The organism is uncultured Fibrobacter sp. (assembly GCF_900316465.1).
Classification (GTDB): Bacteria; Fibrobacterota; Fibrobacteria; order Fibrobacterales; family Fibrobacteraceae; genus Fibrobacter.
This window is the reverse complement of record NZ_ONDD01000003.1, coordinates 134,604-153,769: the sequence shown is the minus strand read 5'-3', so window position 1 is coordinate 153,769 and position 19,166 is coordinate 134,604. Positions and strand designations below refer to the sequence as shown.

The 19,166-nt window shown below is 49.0% G+C and carries 15 protein-coding genes and 2 tRNA genes; 9 read left to right on the top strand and 8 right to left on the bottom strand.

Features of this window, described 5'->3' with window-relative positions; translation table 11 throughout:
- Window positions 1–780 (bottom strand): class I SAM-dependent methyltransferase, encoded by a 780-nt coding sequence (locus QZN53_RS02160; RefSeq protein ID WP_163437129.1) that lies wholly within the window; start codon window positions 778–780, stop codon window positions 1–3.
- A gap of 478 nt (window positions 781–1,258) precedes the next feature.
- Here QZN53_RS02160 and QZN53_RS02155 point away from each other — a divergent pair, with 478 nt between their 5' ends.
- A complete protein-coding gene (locus QZN53_RS02155; RefSeq protein ID WP_072800257.1) occupies window positions 1,259–2,071 on the top strand; it encodes an RNA polymerase sigma factor RpoD/SigA in 813 nt (270 codons plus the stop codon).
- A 205-nt stretch (window positions 2,072–2,276) separates the two neighbouring features.
- Here the strand turns inward: QZN53_RS02155 and QZN53_RS02150 are convergent, their stop codons facing one another.
- The 3 genes from QZN53_RS02150 to hemW form a co-directional block, all read right to left on the bottom strand.
- Window positions 2,277–6,473: a hypothetical protein gene (locus tag QZN53_RS02150; protein ID WP_163437128.1), complete on the bottom strand. Its 4,197-nt coding sequence runs from the start codon at window positions 6,471–6,473 to the stop codon at window positions 2,277–2,279.
- Window positions 6,474–6,523: 50 nt separating this feature from the next.
- A complete protein-coding gene (locus QZN53_RS02145) occupies window positions 6,524–9,238 on the bottom strand; it encodes a hypothetical protein (RefSeq protein WP_163437126.1) in 2,715 nt (904 codons plus the stop codon).
- Between the two features lie 137 nt (window positions 9,239–9,375).
- Window positions 9,376–10,545, bottom strand: coding sequence for a radical SAM family heme chaperone HemW (gene hemW / locus QZN53_RS02140; protein ID WP_163437198.1), 1,170 nt, complete (start codon window positions 10,543–10,545; stop codon window positions 9,376–9,378).
- Between the two features lie 102 nt (window positions 10,546–10,647).
- Here hemW and QZN53_RS02135 point away from each other — a divergent pair, with 102 nt between their 5' ends.
- From QZN53_RS02135 to QZN53_RS02110, 6 genes are all read left to right on the top strand, one after another.
- Window positions 10,648–10,791, top strand: a complete 144-nt coding sequence (locus tag QZN53_RS02135) for a hypothetical protein (protein WP_163437125.1) — start codon at window positions 10,648–10,650, stop codon at window positions 10,789–10,791.
- Between the two features lie 7 nt (window positions 10,792–10,798).
- Window positions 10,799–11,875: an adenylate/guanylate cyclase domain-containing protein gene (locus tag QZN53_RS02130; protein ID WP_163437123.1), complete on the top strand. Its 1,077-nt coding sequence runs from the start codon at window positions 10,799–10,801 to the stop codon at window positions 11,873–11,875.
- A 31-nt stretch (window positions 11,876–11,906) separates the two neighbouring features.
- A tRNA-Gly gene (locus tag QZN53_RS02125) sits at window positions 11,907–11,979 on the top strand.
- A 465-nt stretch (window positions 11,980–12,444) separates the two neighbouring features.
- Window positions 12,445–13,437: a PD-(D/E)XK nuclease family transposase gene (locus QZN53_RS02120; protein ID WP_163437122.1), complete on the top strand. Its 993-nt coding sequence runs from the start codon at window positions 12,445–12,447 to the stop codon at window positions 13,435–13,437.
- Window positions 13,438–13,657: 220 nt separating this feature from the next.
- On the top strand, window positions 13,658–14,500 hold the full coding sequence (locus tag QZN53_RS02115) for a TIGR02147 family protein (RefSeq protein ID WP_205428111.1): 843 nt from the start codon (window positions 13,658–13,660) through the stop codon (window positions 14,498–14,500).
- Window positions 14,501–14,511: 11 nt separating this feature from the next.
- Complete coding sequence (locus tag QZN53_RS02110) at window positions 14,512–15,729, top strand: hypothetical protein (RefSeq protein ID WP_163437120.1); 1,218 nt, start codon at window positions 14,512–14,514, stop codon at window positions 15,727–15,729.
- An 83-nt stretch (window positions 15,730–15,812) separates the two neighbouring features.
- Here the strand turns inward: QZN53_RS02110 and rplT are convergent, their stop codons facing one another.
- Genes rplT through infC form a run of 3 tightly spaced genes read right to left on the bottom strand, consistent with a single transcriptional unit; the run spans window position 15,813 to window position 17,020 of the window.
- Entirely contained in the window at window positions 15,813–16,163 is a 351-nt protein-coding gene (rplT, locus tag QZN53_RS02105; RefSeq protein WP_088627192.1) for a 50S ribosomal protein L20, read from the bottom strand.
- Window positions 16,164–16,174: 11 nt separating this feature from the next.
- On the bottom strand, window positions 16,175–16,372 hold the full coding sequence (rpmI, locus tag QZN53_RS02100) for a 50S ribosomal protein L35 (protein ID WP_072800243.1): 198 nt from the start codon (window positions 16,370–16,372) through the stop codon (window positions 16,175–16,177).
- A gap of 18 nt (window positions 16,373–16,390) precedes the next feature.
- Entirely contained in the window at window positions 16,391–17,020 is a 630-nt protein-coding gene (infC, locus tag QZN53_RS02095) for a translation initiation factor IF-3 (protein ID WP_294651204.1), read from the bottom strand.
- Window positions 17,021–17,145: 125 nt separating this feature from the next.
- Between infC and QZN53_RS02090 the strand changes: the two genes are divergently transcribed.
- Window positions 17,146–17,217: transfer RNA gene (locus QZN53_RS02090), tRNA-Gly, on the top strand.
- Window positions 17,218–17,287: 70 nt separating this feature from the next.
- On the top strand, window positions 17,288–17,800 hold the full coding sequence (locus QZN53_RS02085) for a hypothetical protein (RefSeq protein ID WP_163437118.1): 513 nt from the start codon (window positions 17,288–17,290) through the stop codon (window positions 17,798–17,800).
- Here QZN53_RS02085 and QZN53_RS02080 read toward each other — a convergent pair whose 3' ends face one another.
- Window positions 17,801–19,153 carry a hypothetical protein gene (locus QZN53_RS02080; RefSeq protein WP_294651200.1) on the bottom strand — a complete coding sequence of 451 codons (1,353 nt, stop codon included), beginning with the start codon at window positions 19,151–19,153 and terminating at the stop codon, window positions 17,801–17,803. It abuts the gene before it with no gap.
- Window positions 19,154–19,166: the final 13 nt, after the last annotated feature.

The window sequence follows — 19,166 nt, the reverse complement described above, 5'->3', positions numbered from 1 at the left end:
CTAGGGCTTCTTGCCCAAGACTCCAATGCACAACTGCGTGTAGTGCATAAGCGAATTGTTTTCGAGAGAATCAAGAATCTTGTCCTTGACCTTCTGGTAAGCAGACCCCTGCAGCGGATACTTCGGCAGTTCCACACCCACCTTGAAGCCCACTTCGCGCACAATGCGGTAGAACAGGTTCGGACGCATCCAGTCGCCATAATCGTAAACGCATTCAAAGCCCGCATCGGTCATGAGCTTCTTGAGCTGCGGCATGGTGAACTGTTTTTCCCAACCGGCAAACCACTTGTCCATCGCAATCAGAATATGCTTGATAACGGTGTACGGGTGAACGGTCTGCGGCACGTCGCACAGACAATGGCCACCATGCTTTAGAATGCGGTAGTTTTCCTTGATCAGCGGGAGCGAATCCTTAAAATGTTCGGCCAAGCCCTGATGGAACACCAAGTCAAAAGTGCAATCCGGGAACGGAGCCTTGAACGCATCGCCACGCACAAGCTTCAGGTTATCGTAAAGGTTATCTTTCGCGCGAATGGCATCCACAATTTTCAAACTGTTTTCGGCGTAATCGAGCACGTAGACGTCGGCACCCAAGCGGGCCAGTTCGGCACTATCGCGACCGGTACCGGCACCCACTTCCAAAACCTTGAGGCCTTCGAGCTTAAAATTCTTCTTAATCGTATTCAACACAGACGGGGACGAAGGATAAACCTTGTCCATATCGTTCTTCTGTTGCCAAAATCTGTTCCAGACAGACTGATCAGGTTCTTTAATAGACATAGCGTGTAAAATATACTAATTCGGAATTCAAAATTTGGAATTCAATTTTTGCCGTGTGGCAACATTACATTTTTTTTGTTAGAAATAGAGCCGAACGGTCTGTAAGGGGTATGCCTCCCCCTAAATACGGCCTCGACTCAGCCTGCTCCGCACGCTCACATGGCCGTTCCGGAATGTTCGCTTAGCGGCCAGGCCATCGACGAGTCCTCCTTTACCCCCTCTCCTAGGGGGCAAGCCCCTAAAACCCCAAATTTTCTCATAAGTCCGCACACACTATGTCTGCGCCCCCCCCAAGCTCGGTAAATGTCACAAATTCACGACAATAGTTGAAATTCACAGACAACTTTTCTAAATTTGGAGACAAAATTCATGAAAGTGTGACAATATACGGGAAATTTGATACACTTTGCAAATTTTTTACACTTTTGGCACGCATCTTGCTTAAAAAAATACGATATTAAGGATGTAAGGTTATAAAATGCATATTGATTCTACTGATACTACTCTAAAACGTTACCTCGAAGATATTAGACGCACAGCTCCCCTCTCTCGTGAAGAAGAGCAGATTCTGTTCCAGAAAGCTAAAGAAGGCGACAAGATCGCCCGTAAGAAGCTTATTTCTGCCAACATGCGTTTCGTTTTGAAAGTCGCTATTCAATACCGTGGTTGCCCGATTCCGCTGCCGGACTTGGTGAGCGAAGGCGCCATGGGTCTTGTACGTGCTATCGAATCCTTTGAACATACCCGTGGTCTTAAGTTCATCAGTTACGGCGTGTGGTGGATTAAGGCATACATTACCCGTGCCATTAACGAACAGGGCAACCTGATTCGTTTGCCGGCTAACCAGCACCTCCGCGTGCGTAAGGCTTTGCACGAACAGAGCCGCGGTAAGGAAATCAACGAAGAAATCCGCGAACTTATCCAGATCGGTCAGCGTGGCGTTTCGTTCGACAGCCCGCTCAAGGCAGACTCCAAGGCAACGTATGCCGAAGTGCTCCCCGACGGTACCGCAACGAACCCGGAAAACGAATCCGAAATCCAGAGCGTCGAAGCTTTGGCCCGCGACCTCATGGAACAGCTTCCGGAACGCGAAGCCAAGGTGATTACCGGCATCTTCGGCATCAACCAGGAAGCTCCGCAGACGCTTCGTGAAGTGGGCGAATCCATGAACATTTCCCACGAACGCGTCCGTCAGTTGCGTGACCAGGCTCTCCGCCGTATCCGCAAATACAACAGCAAGGAATTCTTGCAGGACAAGAAGGACGCATTCCTCGCAGCGATTAATAAATAATTAATCGCTGCCTATGACGCATGGGGCTCCGCCCCCTGGACCCCTTTTCCACATTCGCGCAACAATCTAAAACCATTTAACGTCTGAAGATAATTCAGACGTTTTCTTTTATGCTTATACAAAAAGTGACCGCCGAAGGCGATCACTTTTCATTTTTTTGCTCAGAACTCGTAACTGAGTACTATTAACTGCGGCGCAGCCGCCCCTACTTCTTGTGTTTCTTGCGGCGGACGCCCCACTTGTCCTTGATCTCTTCGACAATCTTCTTGTCTTCGTAGCGGACAACCATCTTGAACTGCACGGTGTACACGCCCGTTCCAACGAAACGTCCCTTGTGATCCTTGAAGTTCCAGTTCACAAAGACCTTCTTGTCGGTTTCAAGGCAGTTACCGCCGAACTTCGGGCTTTCGCAAGGCACCGTGATAATGGTGTCGTTCACGTACTGGCCCAAGTGATCGAAGTAGTTCACGATGAACGAGATGTACACATCTTCGGGCTTCAAGGAATCGAGCACAGACGGATCATACGTACCGTCGGCAGATACCTGGGCACGGTCCAGGAGCTGCGGTACAAAGCGTTCGCCGAGCTGCACCAACTGTCCAAGCGCGCCCTCCTTTTCCATATCTTCCTTGGTCGTCGATCCCGGCACATAGCGCAGGTTCACAGAGCTGACAGTCTGCAGCGTGTAGCTCTTGCCGTCAGCATCTTCCTTCGGGGTATCATCATTGATGTCGAAAGTACCCATCTGAGTGGCTTCGACCAAGTGGTTCAAGAGACCACCGATAATAACCGCCTGCGGATTTTCACCAGCGATGTTACCGTAGTTATCCTTAATTGCATCCTTAGCACCCTTATGGACCACAATGGAGTCACCCGGCATAATCGTGCCATCGCTACCGTTAAAGACGAGCTTTGCGGTAAGGCCATCCGGAGACCAGTCAATTCTTGTCGGGGTCAGCTCGATTGTTTCTTCGCCATGAATATAGGAGAAGTAATCGGTTCCCTTAAGCTTCTTCGTGAGAATCGGTTCCGAGAACTTGATTTCAAGAGTATCGGCCTTCTTGCCGTAGCTGAGCGTTGCGCTAGCAACGACCGGTGCCATCTTGTCAACCAGCGGAGCCACGTCTTCGTTCACGAAGGTTTCGCCAAAGATCTTGTAGTAGGTATAGACCGTTGCCTGCGGCAAGTCTTCCGGAATGCTCGTGATACCAGAAGCAAGCCTTGTCGTCGAGATAACATCCCAGACAACGCGAGTCGAATCCTTCGGATCGATCTTCATGTTTTCAGGCTGAGCCTGCAACTGGATCATCATTCCGCGATAGCTGTACCACGGGAAGCTCATGTAGAGCGATCCATCGAGATCTTCCTTTGTCAACTTCTTGTCGAACACGGTCACGATCTGGTCGAGAACGCCATCGCCATCGGTATCCCAGTATTCCACATTCTGAACCATCGGAAATCTGTCAACCACCTGAACAGGAACTTCGCGTTCATATTCGTCAGAGGTAATGTAAGGCAAGTTCGTGAAGGTTACACCCGGATACAGCGACACGCTATCCTTGTCACTACCCTTCAACTTGAAGTTCTTGCCAACCAAAATCACGATATCCTTGGCAGGCATGTAGACCTTCTTGATCTGATCCACATCGAAGCCATAGCGTTCGGCACTCTGCTTGATCATGACCAACATTTCAGGCATGCCGATATCTACCGGGAACAAATCAATGTTATACTGCAAGAACAGCGAGTCAAGACCGTTCGCATTGCGAATAGCGAAGGCATCCTTAATCACATTGCTGCCCACTTCCACAATCGCTGATTCACGCACATAGGTCGCACCATCGCTAGCCTTGTCGCCATAAATCACCAAAGCCTTGGCATCCTTCGGGAATTCGCCAACGCCCGGCAAGGGAAGAGACTCATCCACACGAGAAACCAAAATACGGTCGCGAGCCGTGTTCAGCATGGGGTTCACGCAATTCAAGGTATCCTTGCCAATCACCAGTTTCACACCATCCAGATAGTAGCTCGAAGACAACGTATCATCCAGCAGAATTTCTACATAGTCCAAATCCATGTCGCCGTCGGTATCCTTGATGTAGCCGACGCGAGTATCCGGAATCGGATCGTAGAAGTTGATGTTGTCGATAATGACCATTTCATTACCACCGTACACCTTGATCGAGCCGCCCTGAACCACTTCGTCAGCCGTTACGAAAATCGTCACGGAACCATCGGCATTGACAACCAGGGATTCATTCTTGGAGCCATCCGTCGGGTCAACGATTTTCACACCGGTCTTCGAAACAATGCGGAGAGAATCCGGAGAGTCGAAATATTTCTTGACCTTATCCTTATCCAAGGTAATGGCAACGACATCGCCCACCTTGGCAGAATCCAGGCCGGAGTTATAACGCAAATCCATCGGGATTCCCTTGGGGTCATTCGTCAACTTATAGTGGTTGCCGTTGACAACGACCACATTGGGGTCACTCGGATCCGGATCAGTCGGGCTAAGAACAACCGTCTTAGAAACAAGGGAATCACCCTTTTCAAAGTCATCGGCAGACGGGTATTCATCGAAGCCCGTACCCGGATCTTCGTCATAGTCTTCAGCACCGAAATACTGGCCTCTCGAAGAACTGGATTCACCTTCATCTTCGCCTGTTCCGATAGTACGGCTCGAAGAAGAATTGCCACCCACATCTTCGCCATTGCCCTGTTCACTGCTGCTAGAGCCGTTACCATTGCTATTGCTGCTAGAGCCGTCATTACCGCTAGAGCCATTACCGTTACCTGCAGAACTGGTGCCATCGCCAGCGGAGCTGTTGCCATTGCCGCCAGAGCTCAGGTTAGAAGAACCATCGCTGCTGCTAGAGCCATTGCCGTTTCCGCCAGAACTGGTGCCATCGCCAGCGGAGCTATTGCCATTGCCGCCAGAGCTCAGGTTAGAAGAACCGTCGCTGCTGCTAGAGCCATTGCCGTTTCCGCCAGAACTGGTGCCATCGCCAGCGGAGCTATTGCCATTGCCGCCGGAGCTCAGGTTAGAACCGCCGCTGCTGCTAGACTTTGCGCTGCTCGAAGATTCATGATATTCCACCAGCGAAGAGCTGCTCTGAGAAGCGCTCGAAAATTCTTCGTCGCCACCCGAATTACCACCTTCACGAATCACGCCCACGCCCGAAAGCGGAGCCAAGTCATCAAGGTAGTTGTCAATCCACTGCACATGAATCAAAACGTTGTCATTAATCAACTTCTTGGGGTTTGCGGCATAATCCACAAAAATCATGTGACCCGTATTAGAAGCCACAAAAAGGTGACCATAGCCATCCGTGGTACCCTGGTCCAAACGCCAGCCCACGCCACTGGTTCTCGGGCCACTCAAATTCGTCTTAGATTCTTCAAAGAAATATTCACGGAGGTCAATAGTCGCAACGACTTTCGCCTTGACTTCGCCACCTTCGCGATAGGGCTGGATCTGCACAATGCGAGAACCACCGAACACAAAGATCGTTTTGGAATAAGTATCGTAGGCGCCACCATGAGCACCTTCCAACGAGTCAATCAAAACCTTAGTATCGACAGAAGTGATGACCTTATCACCGACATTTCCGCCATACGTACCGCGGTTCGCATTGGTCACCGTCACCCAGGTCGTATCGGTAAACACGCCGAAATACGAATCCTTGAGGTTGTTTTTATTCTTGCGTTCCTGTTCCGTACAGGCCCTATATCCGCCGCCAGCTTCGCAGCCACCGCCGAAATAGTCAGAACGCGTAAAGAAGGCAGTACCATCACCGTCCCAAATCACGGTCGCCAGTTTCTTGTCTTCTTCAGAGGTGTGCTTCGGTCCCTTGGGTCTCAATTCAACCTGATAACCGGTCGTTGCAAAGTTATTGTTTTGCGGATCGGTTTTCGTCGAGAAACGGTACAGATAGCCCGGAATACCGGCAGCCCAAAGGTTATCACCCTTCGGGTCCATCATCAAATGCCAGAAACCGCCCTTACGCGTTGCAGGAGTAGCCCTTGCGACACGGCATGCTCCGCCATTTTCCTTGGCAGTCTTGCTCACCTTGAAAATGCGTTCGCCCTGACCGGCCACCAACAGGTCGCCATCCGGGTGGTGAACAATACCATCGGCACCTTCCATGCCATCACCTTCTGTACAAAGAGTCTTCTTGTCAGAGGGTTTCATCAGCAAGTAGCCAGCACCATTGTACTGGTAACTGATACTCTTGACGCGGTCGCTCTGCTCGTACTTGGTATAGTACAGCGTGGCCTTGGTCGCAGAATGCGGCACGATATCGCCAATCTGCTGAATCCAAATACCCGTCGCCGGATTTTCCGGAGTAGGGTAATCTACGCCTGCAGCGTAGCTTGCCGCTGCAGACAGTAAAACCATCGAAAAGTATTTAAATGTTTTTCTCATGTTCGTACCCTCGGAAAAAATCCTTACTTAGACTTCTTTGCAGAAACGCCCCATCTAAAGATTCTTTCAACCTTAAAATCTTCCTTTGCACCGTAAACCTTAACTTTGAACTTTGCCAAATAAATGCCGGCACCTACCCTGCGGCCATTCTTGGCACGCATATTCCAACGGACATAGAGTTTATCCGGATTTTCAAGGCAGTTACCGTCAAAGAACGGGTCATCACAAGCGATACTGCCCGAAGCGCCACCAACGTAGTTGCCAATATTGGTGTACACATACAATTCCCAATGGAGTCCGATATCTTCCATGTTCGGCACAGTTTCGCCCTTGTCATCCTTGCCCATGATGGTCGAATAGCCAATATCCATGAGCACACCCAGCGAAGACTGGTCAGAAGCATCCTTGGCTTCCTTCACATGTTCAATCGTGAACGGCTTCACGCGATCGCTGAGTTCTTCAGCCTTGTTCAAGTCCGCAAACGAATTAGTCTTCATGATTACGCGCGGGTCGCCTTCCACCATAACAGTCGGAGCAAGTTCAGACACCTTGTTCCCGCTCTTGTCGACAAGACCACTCGTGAAGTTATCAAAGCGCACGGAGTCTGCAGGATTCATGCGGGTTGCAAGATCTTCACCGGCTTCCATGTACAGGACCAATTCGCGGCCATCATCGCTCCATTCCGAAGACTTCAGGCTGTAATGCACCCAGGCGCCATCGACATAGAACGCAAGGCAGTCATCAGAAAGTTCCACGTTATTCTTGTCCATCGCTTCAGAGAAGCTAATCTTGAATTTATCCGGTTCCATCATCTGGAACGATTCCGGATACAGGAACGTCGACGAGATGACCGGAGCCATGTAGTCGTTCATTCCATACATCATTTCTTCTTCCGATTCCTTATCTTCGACAGCAACCTTATTGACAATCGAGGCATAGCCGTATTCAGTCTTGCCATCCTTCGAATAGGACTTGTCAATTCCTGTCAGCAATTTCTTGATGTCATATTCTTCGGGATCAAGAGCATAGCCAAGCAGGGTGCCGTCTTCCGAAAGGGTGAGATTAGCAAGATTCGGCTTGATAGCCACCAGTTCACCATCGTTGTCGAGCCAGTAGAAGGTGATGTCCATCTTCTTGAGATCTTCTTCGGTAATCGGAGTTTCAAAGCCAAGCGAGGTAGAGTCCATGCGGCCATCGCCATCGCGGTCATAGAATCCGTTCTTGTCGTTGTCCACGAAAATGCGGCCTGCATTCTTCACCGGGACTTCCTGGTTGTTCCTGCTCGTCGGCACACCGTCGGCGGCAGTCAGGATTCCATCGGGGCAAAGATGCTTATCGCAAATGGTTTCGATCTTGAGCATATCGCCCACAGACACAACGCCCGACTCTACCGTGAAGACCCACTGGGTTCCCTTCTTGGAGATTGCATCCACATCGATTGCTTCGCCATTGAGTTTCAAACCGCGACCGCTTGTCCAAGACGGATCCATGTCCTTGTTAAAGCGAACAATCAAGGTATCCGTTCCTTCATTGCCCTTGACCAAGGTTGCCGTCTGAATAGCAGCACCAATGCTGTCGTTCAAAGTGGTTTCGAGAGTGTCGCAGCGGTTTCCAATCGAGCAAACATAAGCCTTTACGATTCCCTTAGCGTCATCGCCCTGAATTTCAACCTTGACATCGGGCAGTCCATAGATATCGCCATCTTGCTTGACATCACCACTGTACTTATCAAGAGACTTGTCGCTCGGCCAGCTGTAGAAGAAATCCTTCACGTCCATGGAATCAGTCTTACCGCCGAACCAGGTCGCAATGCTATCGCCAATGCCATCGCCATCGGTATCGTAAATAGCGGCATTGTCCAGCGTCGGCATATTGGGGTTCACGAACTGGTATTCGCCCGGGAACGGATCACTCAGAATGAACTTGGTGTCGCCCACGGAATCCTTGCCGTTGTCAAAGGCATTCATGCTGAACGTCGAGCCGTCATCAACGGCCTTGGTTGCAACCACCTTGAACTTGCCCTTGCCGTTATCAATATTTAAGCGAATGGTGTTGTCACTTTGCTTCAGGTTTACTCCACCATCGCTCAAGAACTGGAGGTTTTCGCTTTCACCGAAAGCCTTGAAATAGAAAGTTCTCTTCAGGGTCGAATCCACGCGGCCCTTGGCAGGTCCAAACGGGATAATCGCCTCGACATCGACTTGCATGGTATCGCCCACTTCGTACTGAAGTTTGGAAGCATCCGTCACTTCCTTGCCTTCAACAATGTACTTGAGGTACGGCACATAGAAGTTGTAGACCAGGCTTATAATCGGGTCAGTCGCATCGGCATCTTCGGACGTTCCGAGTCTAAAGTTCTTGAGTTCATATTTGCTGCCCACGCGAAGCTTCACGAGGCCGGAATCCGGATCGCCCTGGACAGCCCTGAGATTCTTGACGATAGAAGAATCTTCTGAAAGTTCCAGCGTCAACGTGTCGCGGCCATAATTCTTTTCATCCGGGGCAAGCACATAGAACGAAGCACCCGGAATTGCATTCGCCTTGACAAGTTTAGCTTCGGGCGGAACCACGTAAAGAATGGCTCCACGGGTATCAAAAATGCGGTAGTACTTGCAACGCACATCGGGCTGGCCGCTGTAGTCAATGCAGTCAATAGTTTCCTGCGCAAAAACACCCGCTGCAAGACTAAGCAACGCGAGCAACATCAGCGAAAGAATATGTTTTTTTACAGACTGCATTCTGACCTCTACAAATGACTCCACTTACGCAAAGAAAACTTTGCATAACATATACTCCAAAGATATGATTTTTTTTTAGAAAACGGACAACAAAAATTTACGTTGTGATAGGAATCTCAAGGCATTTCCAACGCAAATTATTCCAAGTTGGAATAAGAATTGGCCAAATCCGTGACAATTTCGTCCATAAAAATCCAGCCACGACCATTAAGGCTCAAATTGGATTTAATTTGTAATGAATTTAACAGATTACCTTGTTTCAGAAAACCCCTCGAAATCCATCGTTCACACACCGATTTATCCAAAGAGATTCCCATTTTTTCGAGATCTTCAGTCGCAATTCCCTTGCTTTGGCGAAGCGAAAGCCACAAAAGCTCCATAATTTCGTCTTCACGCCTCAGCCGGTCCACCGAAAGAGCCGATTCCGGGCAGCCGGATTTCACGTAATCACGCCACCGCGGGTAAATTTCGGGGGCATAATAGCGAATTTTCCCTAAATAGCTATGGGCGCCGGGACCAAAACCGATATATTCACCGCGATTCCAGTAGTTCTGGTTGTGAACGCTTTCAAAACCGGGCCTCGCAAAGTTCGAGACTTCGTAACGCATTAGCCCCTTGCGTTCCAGAATTTCGACACCGCCCATGTACATGGGTTCGTAAAGGTCTTCGTTTACGGCAAGTTCCCCACGATCCACGCGATGCCCAAGCCGAGAACGCGGCGACACGTTCAATCCGTAAAAGCTCACGTGGTTAAGCGGAAAATCCGAAAGGCGGTCCACATCAGCCAAGAAGCCCTCGACCGTTTGCCCGGGCAAATCGAACATCAAGTCCGCATTCACCTGCAGGTTCGGCGTAGAGGTCAGCAAATTCAAGGCATCAAGCCCCGCCTCTACCGAATGCGAGCGCCCCACCACCTTCAACAAATTAGCGTCAAACGTCTGGAGTCCAAGACTGATGCGGTTTACGCCAAGTTCCATCGCATTTCGCACGGACTCGCGGCTCGTCGATTCCGGATTGAACTCCATGGAAACTTCGCTCAATTTGGAGATATCGAGCCCTTCTAAGGCGAGACAGTCAAAAATTTGGCGCAAAAATTCAGCCGGCAGTTCAGAGGGGGTACCGCCCCCCAAATAAAGCGTTTTTGCCGAAGCAAGCAGCCCAGGATTCGCTCTTGAAAAACTTACAATTTGCTTACACAATAAATCGGCGTACTCGGCAAAAATTTTCGATTGCGACGGCATTACGCGAAAATCGCAATAATCGCAAACTTTTTTGCAAAAGGGCACGTGAAGATAAACACAAAACATTTTTCGCAAGCGAATAAAAATATTACAAAAAACCTTTTTTATAAAATTTAGATTATATAAATGTATATGGACAATAATAAGATAAATAAATTCAAGAAAAAATTGAAGAAGCGGCTTCCGCTCCTGATTTTTTTGACATTGTCCACCACCATCTTCTTTTTGGCATCGACCCTGCTTTTAGACGAATCGTACAAAGATATCATCATTATCGCCATGATTTGGGCGTTGCCGCTATTTATCCACTGAAGGTGCTATGGCCATTACCCGATTAACGCAGCGTAAATGCAAAGCAATTGCATTCTATATCCTGACCTGGGTGACCTTTACCCTGAGCGCCTCGGCCCTTTTGACTTATGGTTCCGGCAACGGGTTCGATTCAACCCGCATGTTATACATGCTGCAAATGTCTCTATTGACCGGACTTTCGCACGCCATTTACGACGTGATTATTTTGCAAGACGAAATGGACAAGAGACCCGTAGTGGCGGCCCTTTTGATCCGTTCCTGGTTCTTTATCGCAAGCATTTGTGCAAACCTGACGCTATGCATCCTCATTTGGGATATTGACCGCAGCGAAGGTCTTATAAACGAAGCCGCCCTGCAACACGTACTGGAAGTATTCAAACAATCCAACACACACATCCTGATTTTCGAACTGTTCATGCTCGGGCACCTGATTACCTTTATCCGTTCCGTGCACAAGAAATTCGGAACCCGCGTGTTCATCAACACCCTGCTCGGCAAGAACCAAGATCCCAAGGAAGAAGACTTGATATTCATGTTCATCGACATGAAGCATTCCACCGAAATCGCCGAAGAACTCGGGCACGTCACCTACAGCAACTTTATTCGAGACTACTACAGACTGCTTTCGAACTGCTGCGAAGAAAACCACGGCGAAATCTACCAGATTGCTGGCGACGGAGTGTTCTTGACTTGGAAAACCAGCGACTGCAAAAAGATGGCACGACCCATCGATTGCTTTTACGACTTTGCCGAATGCCTAGAACGCACGGCCCCCAAGTTCAAGAAGCGTTACGGCGTAGTCCCCTCGTTCAAGGCTGCAGCCCACTGCGGAAAGGTGATTTCGACCGAAGTCGGAAACTTTGGCAGCGAAATGGCCTACCACGGCGACGTGTTGAACACGACCTCCCGAATCCAGACTCTCTGCTCCAAACTCGGCCAGGATTTTTTGATTTCGGAAGACCTGTACATGCGCCTGCCGCTACCGTTACCCCACGGATTTTTAGGCGTAAAAGCTGGATTTTTCGAATTAAGGGGCAAAAAGAATGGAATTTTGATTTTTTCTCTGCATTTGCCCTTGACATAGCGAATTTATTATTCTATAATTGGGTCACCCCGCGGGAATAGCTCAGTTGGTAGAGCACGACCTTGCCAAGGTCGGGGTCGAGGGTCCGAGTCCCTTTTCCCGCTCTAAAAAAGAAAAGCCACCTATCAGGTGGCTTTCTTTTTTTATAACACGGGAAGGGACCCGGCACCCTCGAAGAGGGTGCGACATAATTTGGCTCATGCACGCAGTGCGTAGAGGCAAATTATGAGCTTGATGCGAGCAAGCGAGCATCGAGCCCGTAGGGCGGCAAGCCAGCCGCGCAAAGCTCGGGGACTGGCGCAGCCGCAGTCCCTTTCTCAAGCGGCAATCCCTTTTGACGCCTACGGCGTCCGCGGCGTCACTCGGTCATGACAAAATGCGAGCATTTTGTCGCGACACTCGTTTAGCACGCTTTTCCCGCTCTAGCATCCCCCACCCACCCATCCCCAATAGCAAACATCTTTTTACATCAAAAACGACCCTCAACTGCTCGAAAAAAGCGTGTATATATAAAGATAGGGACAGTCCTTATTCGCCCAACGGGGGCGTACCCGGCTTTTGGAAAAGAAATGACTTCTGAAAACAACGGCATTTTGCCGATAAACTTGGTCAACAGGAATCTCAGCCACGAATTTCTAGTTGAGAAAACTGTCGAAGAAATCAAGAAACACAAGTATATCAATCCACTTTACGACGCGGGTTTCAAGGCTTTCTTGAGCGACGAACACACCCTTCTCAGTTTCTTGAACGGTGTCTTTCAGACAGATGAAAGAAACAGGATAGAATCCGTAGTTATCAAGAACACCGAAATCAACATCATCTTCCCCGCTGTAAAGCTGTTCAGACTCGACATCCGTGCCACAACTTCAAACGGACTTTGTTTTAATGTCGAAATGCAGAAAGCTAGGCCGGACTATTTTGTGGATCGCGTCCTTTTGCAGCACAGCGCTTTTGTTCTGCAAAGTAAATATGAATGGGATCAGATTAATTTCGGCCAACTTTCCGTAGACATTTCTGACGAAGAACGCGCCAAGCGTGAAGTTCATCGATATGAAATTCCACCCACGTACGCCATTTGGATTTGCGACTTTCCTGTGGGCAAACAAAACGACTATCGTGGGACCTGGGCGGTACGAAACGAGAAAGGCTTGACATTGAGCGAAAAGATTAAGTATATTATGTATGATCTGACGAAGTTCACCAAGACCTTTGAAGACCTCAAAAATGATGAGGACCGCTGGCTTTACTTGCTCAAGCATGCGGGCTCGGCCGAAAACCTCCCAGATTTCAATGACGATGTCATTGCAAAGGCAATCAACAGGCTGCTGGTAAACAAAGCGTCAGACAAACTACTCAAGGAACAGGCAGACGACATGGTATTTACGGAAGAGCAATTGGACCGTATGGCATTGGCAAGGGTTCGCGCCCGTGCAATTGTCCTTGCTGAAGGCGAACAAAAAAAGGCTCGCGAAATGGCTCGGGCACTTAAAACCATGGATGTTCCCATTGAAAAAATTGTCGCAGCATCAGGACTTACTCAAGCAGAAGTCGAAGCTTTGTAATTATCGCAAAAAAAATCTATTGAAGAAGAGTTTCTTGCTCTGAAACCATAAATCTTTTGAACCACTAGCCTCGCTAGTGTTTTTTCTTTACCCATCCCGTATAAAAAATTTCCCGTTTCTTGATTTTATACGCAAAATTATACATTTTAACAAAAAATCGCAAGTTTTGTATAGAAATCATATTCTATTCCGTTCTACAGTAGAATATATTTAGAGTACTATGAAATCTGTAATTGAATACGAAGACTATCGTTTATTCATGAACGATTACTACGAATGGAAAAAGCGGACCTCCGCTTTTTCCTGGCGAGAATTTACCAAGAAGGGCGGGTTCACCTCTCCCAATTACATGAAACTCGTTTGCGAAGGCAAGAGCGGATTGTCTAAAACGGGAATCGAACGCGCTGCCGACGCCATGAACCTCTTTGGCGCCGAACGCGAGTACTTTAGGCAACTCGTCAAATTCGGACAATCCAAGAGAGACGCCGACAAAAAGGCCGCTTACTCCGAAATGAAAGAAATCGCCAGCGCCCACAAAGTCCGCGTTCTTGAAGGAGAATCCGTATCCTTTTATGAATCGTGGAAATACCCCGTGCTACGCGAACTCGCGCCCATGATGCCGGGAGCCAAGCCACTCGATATCGCCAAAGCATGCGGCAATGCTTTTTCTGCCGAAGAGATCCGCAATGCGCTTGCATTTTTAACTCGCGCAAAGTTTCTGAAAAAGACTGCCAACGACACCTACGAACAAATAGAGCGATCGCTCCAGATGTCAGTTGCCGCCATGCCGACACTCGTTCGCGAAATGCACAAGGAAATGGCGGACTTTGCCAAAGACGCCATTGAGAAATACCCTGTAGAAGAACGAAACTTCACCGGCATCACTATGGGCATTGACGACGAAGACTATGCCGAGATTTTAAAAGAACTTGAAGCGTGCCGCAAGAGAATCATCTCTATCGCAACCGCCAAAAAAGGCAGCAACCGCGTGTATCGACTGAACTTGCAGCTATTTCCGCTTACAGACAAAGTTCAAAACATTAAACCTTTTCATAAAAAGTAGGGGGCACCACCATGAAAAAAGAACTCTTTATTTCTGCAGCGACCATATTCGCACTGACAGCCTGTTCCGAATCGGATAAAGCCGCAGGCGGCACCATCGAAGACAACAACGCCTCTTTAGAGGAATGGTTCAACTACGGTTTGGATTGGAAAGAATCCGCATACGCAAAAATCGACGGCGGTAAGATCGCCATGGCAGAAGGCAATAAAACCGGCTCCCGCGCAGAATGCACTGCTGACAGCGCCACGTTTGCAATGACAATCCAAATCGAAGACGGCAGATCAATTAGTACCCAACAGGCGACAGGTCTCGGAGATTCTTGCGATTCCATTTACACCGCATTCAAGACAAGTTGCACGAGTTCTCCAAACAGCGAATTCTTTGTACACAATGCTCTTATAAGCAAAGGCTGTAGAAATGGGGCTTTCAAAGCCGCATGCGTCATAAACGAAATAGAGGACGGTTCAGCAAGCGCTTTGATTTCTGACTTCAGCGCTGTCGCAGCAAAACGCTGTTCCGACATGTCCAAAGGCGCGGAATCATCGACAGGCCGATACGAAACACCCTCATCATCCAAGAAAAATGAAGGCTTCAGTTCATCCTCTAGCGTTATTGAAGAAGACCCCATAACGCCGCAGCAGCCAAGCGATACGGTTGTAACTATTGACAGCAGCAAGACACTTGAAAACTATGTGTTGCAGTATGCGTCCAGCGCAGAACAACTCTCTTTTGACAACCACGTGATAGCCTATAATGGTTCACCCAAATGGGCCTGTATCGAATTCGCTGAACAAGCCACAGGAGTCAGCACGACCGACTTAATCAAGAACAGTCCCATAATCCAAATCAATACAAGCGACATTCCAACTTGTTTCCCGATGACAGCAAAGCTAATGAGCGAGCACCCGACAGAAAAAGAATGCCGCTACTTCACGACGCTTTCTAATGACGGGACTCAGCCCACAGGACATGTTCTAAGCAACATCACCAATGACGAACTTGAATTCACTAGTGCCTACCCAAGTGGAATGTGCGCCAGAACAGACATGTTCCAATCCGTATTCTTCTTAATCGAAGACTGCAACAACGAAATCAATCCGACAGATCCGCAAACCACCCATAAATCACTTAATAGTGAAATTTGGAAATGCGAAGATGGGCAAGCCAGTCCAAGCCCCATCGTGTATTCATACATGGAATGGTTTAGCGGAAAACTAATCAAAGAATAACATTTTCATTTCCCTGATTAAAAAAGAAAGCACCCCGCTCGGTTAGGAGCAGGGTGCAATTTCTCGCATTTAAGATGCAGCTATTAAGCAGCCTTCACAGTTTCCACGACCTTGGCAAATGCTGCCGGATCGGCGACGGCCATATCGGCGAGAACCTTGCGGTTCATCTGGATGTTGGCCTTGGAAAGCTTGTAAATGAACTGGCTGTAGCTGATGCCATATTCGCGGACAGCTGCGTTCAAGCGAGTGATCCACAGAGAGCGGAAGTCACCCTTCTTGTCACGGCGGTGAGCGTAGGCATACTGACCGGCGTGGGCTACGGCGTCAATAGCAAGGCGAAGGTTGCTCTTGCGACGGCCATAGAAACCCTTGGCGGCCTTGAGGATGTTTTTGCGGCGTTCGCGGGAAGGAACTCTGGTTTTAGCGCGTGGCATTCTTACACTCCTTATGCAACGACAAGCAGACGCTTGACATGGTAAACATCGACTTTCTTAACGAGAGCGCCCTTACGCAGGTTACGCTTACGCTTCGTGGACATCTTGGCAAGAATGTGGCGCATGCCAGCACGCTTGAACTTGACGTGGCCGGAGCCAGTCAGGCGGAAGCGCTTCTTAGCACCGCTGTGTGTTTTCATCTTAGGCATTTTTACCTCTTTAGGTTATTAAGTTGAAGCCTCACCTGCTGCCATGGGCTCGGTTACGGGCTTTGGTGCCTGGGGCTGCTTTTTGGCAGCACCTGCTGCACCGCGTTTCGGACCGTAAATCGAGAGCATTGTGTTGCCTTCGACTCGCGAATCCATTTCCAAGTCGCCGTACTGGAGCAAGTCTTCTTTAGCGCGCTCCATCAGGCGTTTGCCGTAGTCCATGTGCGCCATTTCGCGCCCACGGAACTGCATAATAAGCTTGACCTTCATGCCATCCTGCAAGAACTCGGCGGCCTGCTTGATCCTGTACAGGTAGTCGTTCTCGGCAGTCTTCGGGTGCATCTTGATTTCTTTAAGCTTCACCACGTGCTGCTTGGCCTTTGCGGCCTTGGCCTTCTTGATCTGTTCAAACTTGAACTTGCCGTAGTTGATGATACGGCATACAGGCGGCTTAGCATTGGGAGACACTTCCACCAGGTCCAGTCCGGCGTCCTTGGCCATCTGGAGAGCCTGTTTGGTATCCATGATGACGGCCTCGCCATCTTCCTTTACAAGACGGATCGGGGAAATGCGAATGTCTTCGTTAATGCGGGTTCCATCACTCTGTCTGTTCGGCATGCGACGGTCGCGGGGGTTTTGTAACGCCAAGTTAAGCTACCTCTAGGTAAAATTGTTATTGTGGCGCTAAATATAGTTTTTTTAATAAAAAATGCAAGAACTTTTTAACGAACCCCTTTGAAAATAGGCGGATTTTTGTATAATTGGACTTGCTCGCGGCGGTAGCTCAATGGTAGAGCCTTAGCCTTCCAAGCTAATGGTTGCCGGTTCGATCCCGGTCCGCCGCTCTTAGACCCCTCACTGAGGGGTCTTTTTTGTTATATTTCGTCCGCCCTTTTGGGAGTTAGGAGAAAATTCATGAAAAACGCCATCGTTTTTTGCATTCTATTCGTGTTTTCGTCATTAGCATTTGCCGAAGAGCCCTTAGACGGCAACGAAAAGCACACCATCACCTTTGAACGCGGCATATTCACGAACACATTCACGGTTGACGGCAAGGAATCAAGCGAAGAAGAAGTCGAACGGCTGCTCCTCTACGTCCCCGAAGCCAACGACCAGTGGAACACTGGCAACATTCTGCGCTACGCTTCTTGGGGAATCTCTTTTGCAGGCGGATTCTGCATCGGTTACGGCATTATGGCCGGGCAGGCCGACATGGAACACGGCACATTCGGCGAAGGCAGAGGCATAATCATTCTCGGCGGTGCGGCAGCAGTCCTTATCGGAATCATCATGGAAAAAGTCGGCAATTCCAAGAAAGACGGCGCCATCGAAATTTACAACAGCGAAAGCGGCAAAAGCACAACCGCTATCAATATCGAAGTGGCACCGACTCCACAAGGCGGAATCGGCCTCGCCTTCAACTTCTAACTACTCTCCAAGCAAATGCATAATCACGGGCCGGTTCTTACCGGCCTCTGTTTTATGAATGGTGAGTTTGCCGGTACTGTCGTAACTGAACTGTTCACCCACGCGCTCACCATTTACAAAGGTAAGGCTGTCGCGGAGTACGCCGCTCCGGTACCAGTTACGCATGATTCCGTTACGTTTGCCGTCTTTCCAGAATGTCTCGCTAGCGAGTTTTCCGCCCATGCTGTCCGGGAAAAAGCTACGGCTTTCTACAATTTGGCCATCTTTCCAGAGCTCTTCGTACAATAGCAATCGACCCGGTTTTACATAACGTACTGTCGCAGGAAACTTTCCGATACTTTGTACAAAACTTTCACTTTGGGCAAGCTTGCTACTATCAAGTAATCCGCCTATTCCACCCACGTACGAAGTTTCGGCACAGAACTTGGACATATTGCCTTCGCAGGCGCCATAAATCACTCCGTTCATGCTCAAGTCCACCTCGCGCACCAACTCGCCGCGTTCATCGAACCAACGCCATACGGAATCGCGCTTGCCATCCTTGTTCCAATGTTCTTGTTTCATGCGTGTGCCATCGGCCCTAAAGTAAGTGACAGTCCCGATAAGCGCACTGTCTTTTCCGTTTTCACCAATGCCGAGCACACCCTGCACTCGCACGCGGCCTATACCACAATTTGCAGTATCTACCGTTTCGTCATAGCTTTCATAATACAGCGAGAACGGGCCATCAAGAATCCCGTTCTTGCACGTAAATTCTTCGAGCAGGTGGCAATCTTTCGAAAAGCGTTTCAGGTAAGTCGAGTCACCCGAGGCAGACTGAATTTCGCGTTTCGGGTCCCACTTGGCGTGGCAATTGCCCTCTTGCTGCAAGGCTCCGTTATCAAACCACTTTTTCCAGATTCCTATGGCGCGGCCTTCGTCATCGTAATGTTCTTCAAAAGAACGTTCACGATTGTAATGCCAACCTTCCCAGTCACCCACGGGGTGATCGTTTTCGTAATAAAGGTAAGCCTCGACCTTCTTGTCGCTAAAAAGGGCTGTCCACTTGCCATCCTTAAGGCCCTTCTTGTAATGCCCGAGCAAAGCAACATCGCCAAAGCCCGTCCAACGCTTGAAGTCGCCGTGCGGGACGCCGTCTTTATACGGAATTTCCAGTTCCTTGATTCCGTCGGTGTACCATTCGTTCCTTTTTAAGATTTCACCATCAGGGTAAACCCAGATAGAGGTCTTTTTTGCCCCATTTGCGTGTTCAGCCAGCACTTTTTCTTCGGCACGTTCCACGGTACAGCCAGAAACGAGCATTAAAAATGCCGTAAAAAGGCCGAAAAATGGTAAAAAACGAATCGTACGCATACCAATTAAAGTA